This is a genomic window from Streptomyces sp. NPDC006643 (assembly GCF_042870175.1).
Taxonomy (GTDB): Bacteria; Actinomycetota; Actinomycetes; order Streptomycetales; family Streptomycetaceae; genus Streptomyces.
Window position 1 is genome coordinate 141,670 of the sequence record NZ_JBIAHA010000008.1, and the last position, 16,225, is coordinate 157,894.

At 71.4% G+C, this 16,225-nt stretch carries 9 protein-coding genes and 1 pseudogene; all 10 read right to left on the reverse strand.

The annotated features are described in order from the left end of the window. Positions 1-59: 59 nt before the first annotated feature. A complete protein-coding gene (gene gap, locus ACFYNU_RS13360; RefSeq protein WP_356585965.1) occupies positions 60-1,064 on the reverse strand; it encodes a type I glyceraldehyde-3-phosphate dehydrogenase in 1,005 nt (334 codons plus the stop codon). Between the two features lie 333 nt (positions 1,065-1,397). Next, positions 1,398-3,593, reverse strand: a pseudogene (locus ACFYNU_RS13365) (M14 family metallopeptidase); the annotation flags it as partial. A 205-nt stretch (positions 3,594-3,798) separates the two neighbouring features. Next, the gene (gene whiA / locus ACFYNU_RS13370) at positions 3,799-4,788 is read right to left on the reverse strand and encodes a DNA-binding protein WhiA (RefSeq protein WP_023542507.1); all 990 of its coding nucleotides are present in this window, start codon (positions 4,786-4,788) and stop codon (positions 3,799-3,801) included. After that, the gene (gene yvcK / locus ACFYNU_RS13375; protein WP_356585960.1) at positions 4,779-5,813 is read right to left on the reverse strand and encodes a uridine diphosphate-N-acetylglucosamine-binding protein YvcK; all 1,035 of its coding nucleotides are present in this window, start codon (positions 5,811-5,813) and stop codon (positions 4,779-4,781) included. The genes whiA and yvcK overlap by 10 nt, the downstream gene beginning before the upstream one ends. Next, a complete protein-coding gene (gene rapZ, locus ACFYNU_RS13380) occupies positions 5,810-6,811 on the reverse strand; it encodes an RNase adapter RapZ (RefSeq protein WP_356585958.1) in 1,002 nt (333 codons plus the stop codon). The genes yvcK and rapZ overlap by 4 nt, the downstream gene beginning before the upstream one ends. Further along, entirely contained in the window at positions 6,804-8,942 is a 2,139-nt protein-coding gene (gene uvrC, locus ACFYNU_RS13385) for an excinuclease ABC subunit UvrC (RefSeq protein ID WP_356585956.1), read from the reverse strand. Before uvrC ends, rapZ begins: the two co-directional genes overlap by 8 nt. A 50-nt stretch (positions 8,943-8,992) precedes the next feature. After that, a complete protein-coding gene (locus ACFYNU_RS13390; RefSeq protein WP_356585954.1) occupies positions 8,993-9,421 on the reverse strand; it encodes a Rieske (2Fe-2S) protein in 429 nt (142 codons plus the stop codon). A 100-nt stretch (positions 9,422-9,521) separates the two neighbouring features. Continuing rightward, positions 9,522-14,156, reverse strand: coding sequence for an amino acid adenylation domain-containing protein (locus ACFYNU_RS13395; RefSeq protein ID WP_356585952.1), 4,635 nt, complete (start codon positions 14,154-14,156; stop codon positions 9,522-9,524). A gap of 93 nt (positions 14,157-14,249) precedes the next feature. Next, complete coding sequence (locus tag ACFYNU_RS13400; RefSeq protein WP_356585950.1) at positions 14,250-15,881, reverse strand: amino acid adenylation domain-containing protein; 1,632 nt, start codon at positions 15,879-15,881, stop codon at positions 14,250-14,252. Between the two features lie 22 nt (positions 15,882-15,903). Continuing rightward, the gene (locus ACFYNU_RS13405) at positions 15,904-16,155 is read right to left on the reverse strand and encodes an acyl carrier protein (protein WP_023542500.1); all 252 of its coding nucleotides are present in this window, start codon (positions 16,153-16,155) and stop codon (positions 15,904-15,906) included. Between the last annotated feature and the right edge of the window lie 70 nt (positions 16,156-16,225).

Below are 16,225 nucleotides of genomic sequence, written 5' to 3' on the forward strand. Positions count from 1 at the left end.
GCCACGTCGCGCCGCACGAGCCCTGTCGTTCACATCGGGAGTTGGCTAGCCGAGCGCTGTCAGAGCCGGCCGCCGATGAAGGTGGTCAGGTCGACCAGCCGGTTCGAGTAGCCCCACTCGTTGTCGTACCAGCCGATGACCTTCACGCTCTTGCCCTGGACCATGGTCAGGGAGGAGTCGAAGGTGCAGGACGCCGGCCAGTTCACGATGTCCGAGGAGACGATCGGGTCCTCGGTGTAGTCGAGGAGACCCTTGAGCTGGCCCTCGGCGGCCTTCTGGAACGCGGCGTTGACCTCGTCCTTGGTCACCTCGCGCTCCAGCTCGACCACCAGGTCGGTGACGGAGCCGGTCGGGACCGGGACGCGCATCGCGATGCCGTCGAGCTTGCCCTCAAGCTCCGGGATCACCAGGGCGGTCGCCTTGGCGGCGCCGGTGGTGGTCGGGATGATGTTCTCGGCGGCGGCACGGGCGCGGCGCAGGTCCTTGTGCGGGAAGTCCAGGATGCGCTGGTCGTTGGTGTACGCGTGGACCGTCGTCATCATGCCCTTGACGATGCCGAAGTTCTCCAGGAGAACCTTGGCCATCGGCGCCACACAGTTGGTGGTGCAGGAGGCGTTGGAGATGACGTGGTGCGTCGCCGGGTCGTACTTGTCCTGGTTGACGCCCATCACGATGGTGATGTCCTCGTCCTTGGCCGGAGCCGAGATGAGGACCTTCTTGGCGCCGCCCGCGATGTGCTTCTCGGCGTCGGCCTTCTTGGTGAAGATGCCGGTCGACTCGATGACGATGTCGACGCCCAGCTCACCCCAGGGGATGTCGGCCGGGTTGCGCTCGGAGAGCACCTTGAACGTCTTGCCGTCGACGGTGATGGTGTCGGCGGTGTGGCTCACCTCTGCCTTGAGGCGACCCATGACGGTGTCGTACTTCAGCAGATGAGCGGTGGTCGCGGTGTCACCCAGGTCGTTGACAGCCACGATCTCGATGTCGGCACCCTGCTCCAGCAGCGCGCGGAAGTAGCTGCGACCGATGCGGCCAAAGCCGTTGATGCCTACGCGGATCGTCACGAACCGATCTCCTCGTTGGTACGCCGGGTTTCGACGCCGGCGAGTGCGTATGGGATGTCCCCGACCAGTTATGACCCTACCTCTCCCCAGGCGCCTCGGTGACATCGAGTGGCCGCTACGAGCGGGCGGCGCCCCGTACCGCCCGGTAGGGGTACGGGACGCCGCCGCAGGGTTGACGCCGGGCACACGGCGCCGGCGAGGTCAGCGCCGCAGGGCCCGCAGCGCCTTGCCGAGCACCGCCGCGCGCCGCTGCGCGTCCGTGATCTGCTCCAGCCCGAAGCCGAGCAGGACGGTGTCCTTCGTGGTGACCGCCGCCGCGCCGGTGCCGACGTCGTACGTCCCGGCAGCCGCGCTGGTGAACCGCGGGAAGAGGTCCGGGGCCAGTACGGAGGAGGTGACGGTGTACGTGCCCGCCTGGTCCAGCGGGTTGCCCGGCACGGCGCCGAGCGGTCCCGATGTCCCGAGGAGCGCGCCGGCCCCGGTGAAGGCGGTGGCGCCGGCCGTGGAGGTCCGTCCGTAGGCGCCGAGGTAGTACTGGCTGAAGTCGTTCGTCCGCGTGCGGCCGACCTGCGCGTTCCCGCCGGCCTGCTCGCCCGCCTCGATCAGCTTGCCGCCCTCGTTGAGGAAGTCGCGCACCGCGATCTGCGTATCGCCGTCCGAGGTACCGGCTCCGGTGTGGTGGACGACGGTGGAGAAGTGGCTCAGCACGCCCAGCGGGTGCGGCGCTCCCTGGGTGGCGACGTCCCACACGACGGCGGTACGGCCGTTGGCCCGCAGGGCGTCGACATACGCCTGCGCGTACTGGGCGGGCGCGCCCTCGTCGGCGACCACCAGGGTGTCGGCCCGGGGACGCTCGGCGACGGTGTACGTGAAGCGGTCACTGGTGGTGGGCCGGCCGCTCTTCGTACGGCCGGTGAACCAGGCCTCGACGCGGTCGCCCGGGTCGGCGTCCTCGATCTCGGCGCGGTACTCGTCGAAGTGGAGGTTGTCCTCGCCGCCGTAGGTCTCGCCGCCCTTCCAGGCGCGCAGGTCCTCGTCGTGCGTACGGCCGCCGTTGATCCGGTAGTTCAGCTCCTTGTTCCGCACCGACTTGCGGGCGGTGACGGCGACCTCCTGGTCGGCGCCGCGTCCGTAGGAGGTGGTGAAGGTGTCGGGGGTGAAGTCGGGGGCGCTCAGGCCGACCGAGGACGACGGCTGGTCGGGGTGGGCGGCGGTCTCGGCGACGGAGAGCGCGAAGGGGATGTTCTTGGCGAACTCCGCCTGGATCAGCTTCTCGTCGTCGGGGAAGTTGAAGCCGGACTGGCAGTCGTCCGCTTCCCAGGCGTCGTCGGGGATGCTGTCGGAGACCGTCTCGCAGGTGGTCATCTCCGGGGTGAACATCATGATCCCGTTGACGTTCGCACCATGTCCGTCGGCCTCGCCGTTGGTGGTGTACAGCTCGGAGGAGACCTGCGGGTAGTAGCCGGGCACGGCGGAGTTCTCGGGGGTGCCGGCGAGCGAGCGGTAGAGGACGTCGTCGGGGGTCGGGGTGGCGACCTGCCAGCCCACGCCGTACAGGAGCAGTTCGGCGGCGGAGTGGTAGTTGATGCCGTAGTCGAACCCGATCCGCTTCTGGAGACGGTCGATCGCCTGGGTCTCGGGCTCGGAGCCGGGTCCGGCGCCCCGGTAGGTCTCACTGCTGGAGTTGGGAGACGAACCCTCGTTGTCGTAGCCCCACTTGTAGCTGAAGTTACGGTTCAGATCGATGCCGTCACCGCGGCTGACGGCACCGTCGCCGTTGACGTCGCGGAGGTTCTTGCGCCAGAGACGGTTGACGTCGGCGGCGTGCGTGAAGTCGTAGCCGTCGGGGTTGGCGGACAGGACGAACCACAGCTCGGTGGAGTCGACGATCTTCGTGATCCTCGGGTCCTTGCCGTAGTTGTCCAGATAGTGGTGCAGCAGCCGCCGTGTCATCTCGGGAGTGATCCACTCCCGGGCGTGCTGGTTGGACATGTAGAGCACGGACGGCTTGGCGCCGTCCTTCGCCTTGGCCGCGCCCTTGGTGAGCTTGAGGGCCAGGATGTCCTTGCCCTGGACGGTCTTGCCGATGGAGACGACCTTGGTCAGCCCGGGGTGGGCCGCGCCGGCCTCGGTTATCTCCTCCTGGAGACCGCCCGGACCGCTGTACGGGCGGTAGACGCCGTCCCCGGCCGCCTTCAGCCGGGATTCCGCTTGCGCGGAGATCGTGCGCTCGGTGATGTCGACGCCCTGGCTCCGCAGGCCGTCCGCCTGGTCGTCGGTGAGGAACAGCTGGACCTTCGCCGCGCCGCCCTTCGGTACTGATTCGCCCAGTTCGTGGGCGTCCTGACCGGCCGCCAGGAGCAGTGGCACCTGCTCGGCGGTGACGTCGGCGTCGAAGACCTTCAGGGTGTCCCCGGCGGCTGCCGGGGACGTGTCGGTGGCCGGCTCGGCCTGGGCGCCGGGTGCTGCCGTGATTCCGCTCAGCAACAGTGCGCCCGCCGCGAGGATCGCTCTCGCTCCGCGTCTCATGTGCCCCCCTTGCTGTGGTCCGCCACAGGCGTGACGGGACGCGCACAGAGTTGCCAACCCACATGGTCATGTCAAGGGCACCTCAAGGTCATGCAAAATGCCGCTGTCGGCCCCCAACGGGGTACCGGCAGCGGCACGTTGACCTCTGTACTGCGGGCGACGCGTGCGCCTGAGCCGCCGTGTCCTCCGTGAGGAGGCGCGTCACTCAGCCGACGAGGCCGTCCGCCATCTCCTCCGACAGCGTCGACTCGGTCCCGGGAATGCCCAGGTCCTGCGCCTTCTTGTCGGCCATGGCCAGCAGCCTGCGGATCCGGCCCGCCACCGCGTCCTTGGTGAGCGCCGGATCGGCGAGCGCGCCCAGCTCCTCCAGCGACGCCTGCTTGTGCTCCATCCGCAGGCGGCCGGCGGCGGCGAGATGCTCGGGCACCTCCTCGCCGAGGATCTCCAGCGCCCGCTGGACGCGGGCCCCGGCCGCCACGGCCGCGCGGGCCGAGCGGCGCAGATTCGCGTCGTCGAAGTTGGCGAGGCGGTTGGCCGTCGCGCGGACCTCGCGACGCATCCGCCGCTCCTCCCACGCGAGCACCGACTCGTGCGCCCCGAGCCGGGTCAGCAGGGCCCCGATCGCGTCCCCGTCCCGTACGACGACCCGGTCCACGCCGCGCACCTCGCGCGCCTTGGACGGGATCTGGAGCCTGCGGGCCGCGCCGACGAGCGCCAGGGCCGCCTCGGGCCCCGGGCAGGTCACCTCCAGCGAGGAGGAGCGCCCCGGCTCGGTGAGCGAGCCGTGCGCGAGGAACGCGCCCCGCCAGGCCGCCTCGGCGTCGCAGGTCGCACCGGAGACCACCTGGGGAGGCAGTCCGCGGATCGGCCGGCCACGGCCGTCGACCAGACCCGTCTGCCGGGCCAGCTGGTCACCGCCGGTAATCACCCGTACGACGTAGCGGCTGCCTCGGCGGAGTCCGCCGGGAGCCATCACCACCAGTTCGGAGTTGTGCCCGAAGATCTCCAGGATGTCCTTGCGGAGCCGGCGCGCGGCGATGCTGGTGTCCAGCTCCGCCTCGATCACAATGCGACCGCTCACGAGGTGGAGGCCACCCGCGAACCGGAGAATCGCCGAGACTTCCGCCTTCCTGCAGCACGTACGGGTGACGGGAAGCCGGGCGATCTCGTCCTTCACCGCTGCCGTCATCGCCATGGGCCGATCCTTCCATGCATCCGAAAAATACGGTCGTACGCGGCGGCCAACAGTTCCGGGTCGTGCTTCGGAAGTCCATCGGGTCGGGCCACGGGAGCCAGCTCGACCGCGGCACCGAGCCGCTTCGCGGCATCGGAGAGTGATTCGCTGTCGGGCACGGCGGCCTCGTCGGCCAGCACCACGTCCAGGGCGAGTTTAGGGGCGTGTCGTCCCAAAACCTCCAAATGACGCTGCGGTGAGAAGCCATCGGTTTCGCCGGGTTGTGGTGCGAGGTTCAGTGAGAGGACCCGCCGGGCCTTCGTCTCGACCAGTGCGTCGAGCAACTCCGGCACGAGCAGATGGGGAATCACGGAGGAGAACCAGGAGCCGGGACCGAGCACCACCCAGTCGGCGTCGAGCACCGCGGCGACGGCTTCGGGGACCGCCGGCGGGTCGTTCGGCACGAGATGCACGGACTGCACCTCGCCGCGGGTCAGGGCGACCGTGGCCTGACCCCGTACGGTCTCGATCTCGTCCGGGCGGTCCGGGTCGTGGCCCCGTACGAGCGCCTGGAGCTCCAGCGGCACCGCGGACATCGGCAGCACCCTGCCGTGGGCGCCGAGGAGCTTGCCGACCAGGTCCAGGGCCAGGACATGGTCACCGAGCTGTTCCCACAGGGCGACGATCAGCAGATTGCCGACCGCGTGCTCGTGCAGGTCGCCCTTGGACTGGAAGCGGTGCTGGATGACACGGGCCCAGGTCTGGCCCCAGTCGTCGTCGCCGCACAGCGCCGCCAGCGCCTTGCGCAGATCACCGGGCGGCAGCACGCCCAGCTCCTCACGGAGCCGGCCGCTGGAGCCGCCGTCGTCGGCGACCGTGACGACCGCCGTGAGATCGCCGGTGATCCGGCGCAGCGCCGTCAGGGAGGCGGACAGCCCCATGCCGCCGCCGAGGGCGACGACCTTGGGCTGCGCGCCACGGCCGCGGCCGGCCAGCGCGGGAGTGGCCCTGCGCAACCGCCGCAGCCGGAAGTTGCGTCCGGTCACTCGCGCCCCAGATCCCGGTGGACGACCACGGTCTCGATCCCCTCGGCGGCGAGCCGGGCGCCCAGCTTCTCCGACATGGCGACGGAACGGTGCTTGCCGCCGGTGCAGCCGACGGCGACGGTCACATAGCGCTTGCCCTCGCGGCGGTAGCCGCCGGCGATCAGCTCCAGCAGCTCCGTGTAGCGGTCCAGGAACTCCTTGGCGCCCGGCTGGTTGAAGACATAGCCGGACACTTCCTCGTTGAGGCCGGTGAAGGGGCGCAGCTCGGGGACCCAGTGCGGATTCGGCAGGAAGCGGCAGTCGACCACGAGGTCGGCGTCGACCGGCAGGCCGTACTTGTAGCCGAACGACATGACGGTGGCCCGCAGCTCCGGCTCCTCGTCGCCGGCGAACTGGGCGTCCATCTTGGCGCGCAGCTCATGGACGTTGAGGCTGGAGGTGTCGATCACCAGGTCGGCGTCGCCGCGCAGCTCACGCAGCAGGTCGCGCTCGGCCTCGATGCCGTCGACGATCCGGCCGTCGCCCTGGAGGGGGTGCGGGCGGCGCACGGACTCGAAGCGGCGGACCAGGGCCTCGTCGGAGGACTCCAGGAAGACGATGCGCCGGGTGACCTGCTTGGCGTCGAGGTCGGCCAGCGACTCGCGGAGATTGTCGAAGAAACGGCGTCCCCGGACGTCGACGACGACGGCGATCCGGGCCACGTTGCCCTGCGAGCGGGCGCCCAGCTCCACCATCGTGGGGATCAGGGCGGGCGGCAGGTTGTCCACGACGAACCAGCCGAGGTCCTCCAGGCACTTCGCGGCCGTGCTGCGGCCCGCGCCCGACATGCCGGAGATGATCACCAGCTCGGGGATGGCGGGCTCGGGGACCGTCTCTTCGACGGGCTCCCCGGCGGTCCTCTCCGTGGTCCTGCCGTCCGCAGCCGCTGCCCCCTCGACGGTCTCCTTGGGCTCACCCGTACTCACGTCTGCCACTCCGTCCCGGTCTTGCTCAGTCATGCGTGCTGCCCCCGTCGTCTTCCATGATCTCTCCTGTCGCCGTGTTCACAGCGGGCGCGGCGGGTGCCGCCGTGGCGAGGGCCACGGCCACGGACTCGGCCGTCTTGCGGCCGAGACCGGGCACCTCACAGATCTGCTCGATTGTGGCCTGCCGGAGCTTCTTCACCGAGCCGAAATGCTTGATGAGCGCCTGTTTCCGCGTCTCGCCGAGGCCGGGGACGTCGTCCAGGGGGCTGGTCCGGATGCGTTTGGCCCGTTTGGCGCGCTGATAGGTGATGGCGAAGCGGTGGGCCTCGTCACGTACGCGCTGGAGAAGGTACAGGCCCTCGCTGGAGCGGGGGAGCACCACGGGGTCGTCGTCGTCGGGCAGCCAGACCTCTTCGAGCCGCTTGGCCAGGCCGCAGACGGCGACGTCGTCGATGCCCAGCTCGTCCATGGCCCGCTTGGCCGCGGCCACCTGGGGCTGTCCGCCGTCGACCACGACCAGCTGGGGCGGGTAGGCGAAGCGCTTGGGCCGGCCGTCGTCCTCCTTGAGGGACGACGGGCCGGAGTGGCCGTCGTGCCCGTTCTCGCCGGGGGCGGCCGGGGTCTGGGGGGTCGTGTCGTCGGCCGTGTCGTCGCCGTTCCGCCCGTTCCCGCCGTTCTGGCCGTTCTGGCCGTTCTGGCCGTTCTCTTCGGGGGCGGCGGATCCCTCGTTCTCCTCCGTCCACTCCCCCGTGCGCTCCTTCTCGGCGAGGTAGCGCTTGAAGCGCCGGCCGATCACCTCGTGCATGGAGCGGACGTCGTCCTGGCCCTCGAAGCCCTTGATCTGGAAGCGGCGGTACTCACTCTTGCGGGCCAGGCCGTCCTCGAAGACGACCATCGAGGCGACGACGTCGTCACCCTGGAGATGCGAGATGTCGAAGCACTCGATCCGCAGCGGCACACTGTCCAGACCGAGCGCCTGCGCGATCTCCTCCAGGGCGCGCGAGCGCGTCGTCAGGTCGCTGGCGCGCTTCGTCTTGTGCAGGACGAGGGACTGCTGGGCGTTGCGCCCCACCGTCGCCATCAGGTCCTTCTTGTCGCCGCGCTGCGGGACGCGCAGCGAGACCTGTGAGCCCCGGCGCTCGCTCAGCCACTGGGAGAGCGCCTCGGTCTCCACCTGGTCGTCCGGCAGGGCCGGGACAAGGACCTCCTTGGGAACCGAGTCGCCGCTCTCCTCCCCGTACAGCTGCTGAAGCGCGTCCTCGACCAGGCCCGCCGTGTCGACCTCCTCGACCTTGTCGGTGACCCAGCCGCGTTGGCCGCGGACCCGGCCGCCGCGGACGTGGAAGATCTGTACGGCCGCCTCCAGCTCGTCCTCGGCGACGGCGATCAGGTCGGCGTCGGTGGCGTCGGCGAGGACGACGGCGCTCTTCTCCATCGCCCGGCGCAGCGCCCCTATGTCGTCGCGCAGCCGGCCCGCCCTCTCGTACTCCATGTCCTCGGCGGCGTCCGTCATCCGCCGCTCCAGCCGGCGGATGTACGCGCCGGTGCGGCCGGCCATGAAGTCGCAGAACTCCTCGGCCAGTTGGCGGTGCTCGTCGGGCGTGACCCGGCCGACGCAGGGCGCCGAGCACTTGCCGATGTAGCCGAGGAGACAGGGGCGTCCGGTGCGCTCCGCGTTCTTGAACACCCCGGCGGAGCAGGTGCGTACGGGAAACACACGGAGCATCAGGTCGACGGTCTCGCGGATGGCCCAGGCGTGGCCGTACGGACCGAAGTAGCGCACGCCCTTCTTCTTGGCGCCGCGCATGACCTGCACGCGCGGGAATTCCTCGTTCAGTGTGACCGCGAGATACGGATAGCTCTTGTCGTCGCGGTACTTGACGTTGAATCGGGGGTCGTACTCCTTGATCCAGGAGTACTCCAGCTGGAGCGCCTCGACCTCGGTGGACACCACGGTCCACTCGACGGAGGCGGCCGTGGTGACCATCGTGCGGGTGCGCGGGTGGAGATTCGCCAGGTCCTGGAAGTAGCTGGACAGCCGGGGGCGCAGGCTCTTGGCCTTCCCGACGTAGATCACCCGGCGGTGATCGTCGCGGAATTTGTAGACCCCCGGGGAGTCGGGGATCTGTCCCGGCTTGGGGCGGTAGCTGGAGGGGTCGGCCATGTCCTCCACCCTACTTGCGGGCACCGACAGTGTGGCCGCGTCAGGTGTCCTCAGGCGCCGGGGCCCGCGACGAGCCGGCCGTCCTTCGCGCTGATCGGCACCTCGGGCAGCGGTACCGTCGCCGGGCCCTTTGTCGCCCTGCCCGTCGTGACGTCGAACCGGCTGCCGTGGCAGGGACAGTTGCCCTCGGTGCCCTCCACCTTGTCCAGCACACAGCCCGCGTGGGTGCACTGCGCGCTGAAGGCCTTGTACTGGCCCTCGGCGGGACAGCTCACCACCAGTCGCTGCTCGCGGTAGAGCTTCACACCGCCGACCGGCACCGCGTCGGCCGCGCCGAGGTCCACGGGGGCGGTGGGGGTGGGCTCCTCGGCGTGGCCCAGCTTCGACTCGGTGGAGCAGGCGGCCACACCGGCACCGGCCGCACCGGCGAGTGCGACGCCCTTCAGGACGGTACGACGGGGGGTGGGCCGGGCGGGCATGGTGTCTCCACTGGTCAGAAGGCTGGCGCTGCCTCCGACCCTACCGGTGGCGATTGGGCCGCCTTCCCCGGGAGCCGGGAGCGGCGCCGGCGCCCGGCCGTCATCTGCTTCCGCACCGGCGCTCAGCCTCTCTATGAGGCCGAGGCGCGGCGGGGGGAGGTGTCGGGGTCGCCCGGGTCTTCGGCTGCGGCTGCGGCCTCGGTACGGAAGCGGAGGACGGCGGCCGGGAGGGCGAGGGGGACGGCGGCTGGGGAGCGCCGGCCGCGCGGGACGGCGGCGGCAGGAAGCCCGTGCGGGTGAAGTACGCGACATAGGTACGGAAGAGCTGTTCGTCGATGTCTGGGCAGCCGATCCCGGTGCCCTCCAGCGCACGCCGGGTCTCCTCCGCGTCGAAGATCACGCTCCCCTCCGAGCCCCCGCCCCTCGTCTCGGCGGCCATGGCCGGGAGCAGCGGGAAGGCGGCGTTGCCGGGATCCGCCTCGGTGGCGGCGAGCCAGTCGGCGGCCGGGACGTCCCGGAGGGTGTGACCGAGTGCCCGCAGGCGCGCCACGGCGGTGTCCATGCGCAGCGTGCGCTCCCCCGCGAGGTGGAACGTCCGCCCCGCCGCGCCCGGTTGGCGGGAGAGCTCCACCACGGCGGCGCTGACGTAGTCCACCGGTACGAGGTCGAAGGCCGTGTCGACGTCCGACGGGGCCACGCCCGCCTGGAGGCAGCCCTTCAGCAGCAGCCACATGAAGTCGCCCGTCTGGCAGACGCCGGTGGTCGACTCGCCGGTGATCCGGGTGGGCCGGTAGACGGAGACGGGCAGCCCGCGGGCGCGGGCGGCCTCGGCGAGCCGCTCCGCGGCCCATTTGCTGCGCGTATAGCCGTGTTCGAGCGCGGCGACCGGTCCGGTCGGCTCCTGCGGCCGTACGGGGCGGGCCGGCCCCTCGCCGGCGCCGTACGCGCTCTCGGCCGCGCCGCCCCCGTACACACCGACGGTGGAGATGTGGTGGACGGGCACGGTGCGGTGGAGGGCGGCCAGCCGCAGGATCTCCTGCGTGCCGTACACATTGGCGTCTCTCAACTGCTCGTAGGAGAAGACCAGGTTGACGGCGGCTCCGCAGTGGTAGACGGCGTCGACGGTGCGGGCGAGGCGGTCGAAGCCGGCCACCGGGAGGCCCAGTCGTGGCCGGGCCAGATCGCCCGTGACGACGGTGACACGGTGGTCGGTGGACGGGTCCGTGAGGCCGTACGACTCCAGGGCCGTACGCAGCCGTTTCTCGGCGTTCAGCTGGTCGCTGCCGCGCACCAGGCAGTGCACGGTGGCGTCGGTCCGGCGCAGCAGCTCCCTCAGCAGGAAGGCGCCGAGGAAGCCGGTAGCCCCGGTGAGGAGGACGTGCCGCGGGTCGGGGACGACGGTGCGGACCTCGTCGGCGGCAACGATGTCGGGGGCGAGCCTGATGTCGTCGGTGAGGTCGGGGGCGGCCTCCGTACGTCCTCCTACGGAGGCGGCGTCCACCAGTGCGGCGAGGCCCGCGACGGTCGGTGAGGTGAAGACCGAACGGAGCGGGAGCGTGACGTCCAGCTCCTCCCGGAGCGCGAGGACGAGGCGGGTCGCCAGCAGGGAATCGCCGCCGAGCGCGAAGAAGTCGTCGTGGGTGCCGATGGTGCCGGCGCCGAGCAGCGCCGACCACAGATGGGCGATCCGCTCCTGGGTGGCCGTACGGGAGCCGTCGGCGGCCGGGCCGGTGTCCCACGCGCCGTGGCCGGCGCGTTCGGCGAGCATGGCGCGGTCGACCTTGCCGCTCGGGGTGAGCGGGAAGCGGTCGACCGGGAGACAGCGGGCCGGGACCAGCGGGCCGGGCAGCCGGGCGCGCAGCCGCCGCCGTATCTCCTCGGGACCGGCCGCGTCCGGGTCACCCGCGATGTAGAAGGCGAGGAGCCGCTTGCCGGCCCCCGGGTCGAGGTCCTGGGCGACGACCGCCGCGTCGGCCACGCCGGGCTGGGCGCGTACGGCGGCCTCGACCTCGCCGGTCTCCACCCGGTGGCCCCGGATCTTGACCTGGCCGTCGCTCCGGCCGATGTACTGGATCCGGCCGTCGGGGAGCAGCCGGGCGAGGTCGCCGGTGCGGTAGAAGCGGCTCCCCGGCGGCGTGCCCGTGCCGGGAGCGCCGCTCGTTCCGGGGTCCGTGCCCGTGACCGTGCCGGGAGCGGCGCCCGTGCCGGGGATCGTGCCGGGCACGAACTTCTCGGCCGTCAGCTCCGGTCGTCCCGCGTAGCCCCGCGCGATCACCGGCCCGCCGACGCAGATCTCCCCCACGGCGCCCGCCGGCACGGGCCGCAGCCGCTCGTCGAGCAGCAGGACGGTCGCGCCGTCGACGGGGCGTCCGATGCTCGGCAGATCGGGCCAGGCGGCCGGGTCGGGGCCCAGCCGTTCCGCCGTCACGACGTGGGTCTCGGAGGGGCCGTACTGGTTCTCCAGCGTGGCGGAGGTGAGCGAGCCGAAGAACTGCCGCAGGGCGGGGGTGACATGGAGCTGTTCGCCCGCCGTGAGGACCTCTTTGAGAGAGTCGCAGCGGCGGTCGGTGGCGCACGCGTACTCCACCAGTTGCTGCAACGCGACGAACGGCAGGAACAGCCGCTCGATCCGTTCCGACCCGATCAGGTCGAGCAGTTGGTGCGGGTCTCTGCGGACGTGTTCGTCCACGAGGACGAGCGCGCCCCCCGCCGCCCAGGTGGCGAAGATCTCCTGGAACGCGACATCGAAACCGAGGGGCGCGAACTGAAGCGTGCGCGCCCCCTCTGCCGGGTCCCGCCCGGTCTCCGACCGTCGGCGCTGCCACTCGATGAGGTTGGCGAGCGGGCCGTGTCCCATGGCGACGCCCTTGGGCCGCCCCGTCGAACCGGAGGTGTAGATGACGTACACGAGATCGTCGGGCCCCACCGGGACGACGGGGCCGGTGCCGTCGCCAAGCCCCGGCACATCCGGCACATCCGGCAGGGCGTCGAGGAGCAGCGCCTCGACACCGGCGGGCAGTTCGGCCGGCCGGCACCCGCGCTGCGTGAGCAGGACGTCGATCCCGCTGTCCCGCACCGTGAACGCGATCCGCTCCGCCGGATGCTCCGGGTCGATCGGCACACAGCTGCCGCCCGCCTTCAGCACCCCGAGGACGGCCACCGGCAGGTCCGCGGTCCGCTCCACGCAGACGCCGACGGGGCGGCGTGCGGCGCCCCGCGCCACCAGCAGTGCGGCGACCCGGCCGGCGGCGGCGTCCAGCTCCGCGTACGACAGGGTCCGCCCGCCCGCGACGACGGCGGGCGCGTCCGGTGTCAGCCGGGCGGAGCGCGCGAACGCCTCGTGCACGAGGGGGACTTCGGGGGGCGGCGGCGCGCCGTGGGCCCACTCGGTGAGCATCCGCCGTTCGTCGTCGGCCGGCATGACGGCCAGGTCCCCGAGCGCGGTCCCGGGCCGGGCGACGGCGTCGGCGAGGAGCGTACGGAAACGGGCGGCCAGGCTGTCGACCGTCGTACGGTCGAAGAGGTCGGCCGAGTACTCCCACAGCCCGCGGTATCCGTCCCCGTCGGGTATCAGATGCAGGAAGACGTCGTACTTGGCCGTCCCGGCGTGCACCTGGACGCGCTCGGCGGCGACGCCGGGCAGCGAGAGCGCCGACGGGGGCGCGTCGTCGACCGCGAACACCACCTGGAACAGCGGGAACCGGCTCAGCGTGCGCTCGACGCCCAGCTCGCGCACCAGATGGCTGTACGGCACGTCCTTGTGCCGGACCGTCGACCGGACCTGATGCTTCATCTCGCCGACCAGGTCGGTGAACGACCGGTCGTGACGCGGCCGTCCGCGCAGCGGCAGCACGTCCGTGAGACAGGCGATGAGATCCTCGGTCTCCGGCTCGTCGCGGCGCGACACCGGCGTACCGATGACGAGGTCGTCCTGGCCGGTGTGCCGGCCGATCAGCGCGGTCAGCGCGGCGGCCAGCACGACGAAGCGTGTCGTCCGCAGCCGGGCGGCGAGGCCGCGTATCAGCGCGCCCGTGGCGGCGTCGACGCGGAACTCGACCTGGCCGCCGTGGTGGCTGAGGGCCGGTGGGCGGGGGCGGTCGGCCGGGAAGGACGACTCGTCGGGCGCGCCGGCCAGTTCGGCCCGCCAGTGTTCGACCAGCCGCGCGCGGTACTCGCCGCCGGTGCTCCGCTGGCGTTGGGCGTACGGCCCCGACTGGACGGGCAGTTCGGGCAGCCGGGGGCTCCGGCCCGCCACCTCGGCGTTGTACAGCTCGCTGAACTCCTGGTCGAGGAGGCTGAAGCACCAGCCGTCGATCACGGCGTGGTGGATCGCGACGGCCAGGACGGACTCCTCGTCCGCGCCGGGAGCGCCGTCGGCGGTCACCAGCAACGTGGCTTTCAGCAGCGGCGGTTCGGCCAGGTCCGTCTGCCGGGTGACGGCCTCCCTGAGCGCCTTCTCCCGCTGGTCCGCCGTGACACGCCGTACGTCGACGGGGACCCGCATCGGCGGGAGGACGATCTGCCGGGGAACGCCGTCCATCAGGGTCAGCCGACTGCGCAGCGCCTCGTGCCGGGCCACGATGCCGGTCAGTGCCGACTCGACGGCAACGATGTCGAGGCGTCCGCGCAGTCGGTGGACCCACGACTCCAGATAGCGCGAGGTGCCTTGCTGATACTGGTCGTTGAGCCAGATCGACTCCTGCTCGAACGACATCGGGTAGGTGCGCGGTTCCATCGCTTCTCGCTTCGTGGTGCGAACGACTGGGACGGACCTCTGGGGGGTGGCGGCTGAGGCCGGTGCGGCGATATTCAGACACCGATCATGCGTCTATCGGCCCGGTGGGTCCAACAGAGCGACGATGTCGATCTTTCCGTTGGGGGTCCGGGGGAAGGACCGGAGCCGCCGGACCTCGTCCGGCACCTGGGCGCGCGGCAGTACGGCGGCGAGCGATTTCCGTACGGTGTCCGGCTCCGGTACGGCGCCGTCCGCCGCGGTGTCGGCCGCGCTGTCCGCCGCGTCGTCGGCGTCAACGGTGCCAACCGCGCCGTCCGTCCCGTCGAGCGGCTGCGCGGTGTAGAACAGCGCGAGCCGTTCGTACGCACCGCTCTCACCGGCTACGGGAAGCACGGCGCACTCCCGTACGCCCGGCAGACGCAGGGCCGCGGCCTCCGTCTCGGCGGGCTCGACGCGATGCCCGGAGATCTTGATCTGCCGGTCGGCGCGGCCGTGGAAGTGCAGTGTGCCGTGGCTGTCGAGCCGGCCCAGATCACCGGTGCGGTAGATCCTCAGGGGACCGGTGCCGGGGTCGAATGTGGTGAAACTCATCCCCGTGGCGCGCTCGTTGTTGAGATAGCCGTCGGCCAGGCCCTCCCCGGAGACACAGATCTCGCCGAGCGCGCCGGGCAGGACCTCGGTGTCGCCGTCGAGGACATGAATGGCGGTGCCGGGGACCGGTGTGCCGAGCGGGATGCCGTACTCGGCCTCGCAGTCGGCCGGTCGGATCCGGTGGGTGGTGACGAAGACACAGCACTCGACCGGGCCGTAACCGTTGAGCAGGGTGATTCCCGGGTGGCGGGCGAGGAAGGCCCTGACGTGCGGGGCGGAGAGCCGCTCGCCGCCGGTGAAGACCTGGCGCAGTCCGGTGAAGCAGTCGGGGTCCTCGTCCACGAAGAGGTTGAAGAGGGCGGCGGTGAGCCAGACGGTGTCGAGGCCGGTGGATTCGACGAGTTCGGCCAGGTCGTCGGGGAGGAAGTAGTCGCCGTCGACGAGCACGACCGTGCCGCCAGTGGTCAGCATGCTCCACAGTTCGAGGGTGAGCGCGTCCCAGGAGACGGGTGCGGCCTGGGGCATCACGCGGCCGGGGCCGAAGGCGGCGAAGCTGTCCGGGCCGAACAGCCGGGTGGTGGCACGGTGCGGCGAGAGAACTCCCTTGGGGGTGCCGGTGGTGCCCGAGGTGAAGAACACGGTGGCGGGCGCGGCCCCGTCCGCCCCGTCCTGATCGGGCGTGGGTCCCGGGGCCGGGTCCGGGGCCCGTCCGGCCGCCTCGCTCAACTCCTCGGCGGGCGGCGCCCATACGGCGCGGCCGTCGGCGTCCTGTGCGCGCGACGGGCCCACGACGACCGGCGGCGCGAGCATGTCGAGCACGGTCCGCAGGCGGTCGGCGGGCAGTTTCGGGTCCAGCGCCGCGTAGGCGGCGCCGCGTTTGAGTACGGCGAGGAGCACGGCCACCAGTTGGGGCGAGCGTGGCAGCAGTACGGGCACGAGCTGCCCGGGGTCCACCCCGAGCGCGCCGAGCCGTACGGCGTACGCCTCCGCCGCCAGGTCGAGCGTCCGGTAGCTGACGGACCGGCCCGCGAAGACGAGTGCGGTGGCGTCCGGCCGGAGCCGGGCCTGCCGCGCGACGGCCTCGTGGATGAGCCGCGCGCCGGACGTGCGCGGCATGGGGGACATGCGGGACATGGGAAGTCGGTCTCCGTCCCCGTCAGACGGCTTCGCCGTGGGCGATCACGGCGGCTTGGAAGTCGGCGACCGTCTCGCTGTCGAAGACCGTGTCGGGAGAGACCCGGATGCCCAGCTCTCTCTTGACCCGGGTGCATATGCGTACCGCTTGGAGGGATGTGCCGCCGAAGTCGTAGAAGCTGTCGGAGGGCTTCAACTCATCGGCTCCGAGGACCTCTGCCATGATCCGGACGACGGAAGCGCTGTCGCCACGCTGCTGCTCGGACACCTTCATCTCTCATCCTGCCGATTGATGGAAGGTGACCATTCTGACCCAGATCCCGCGCATACGTTCGGCCGAGGCG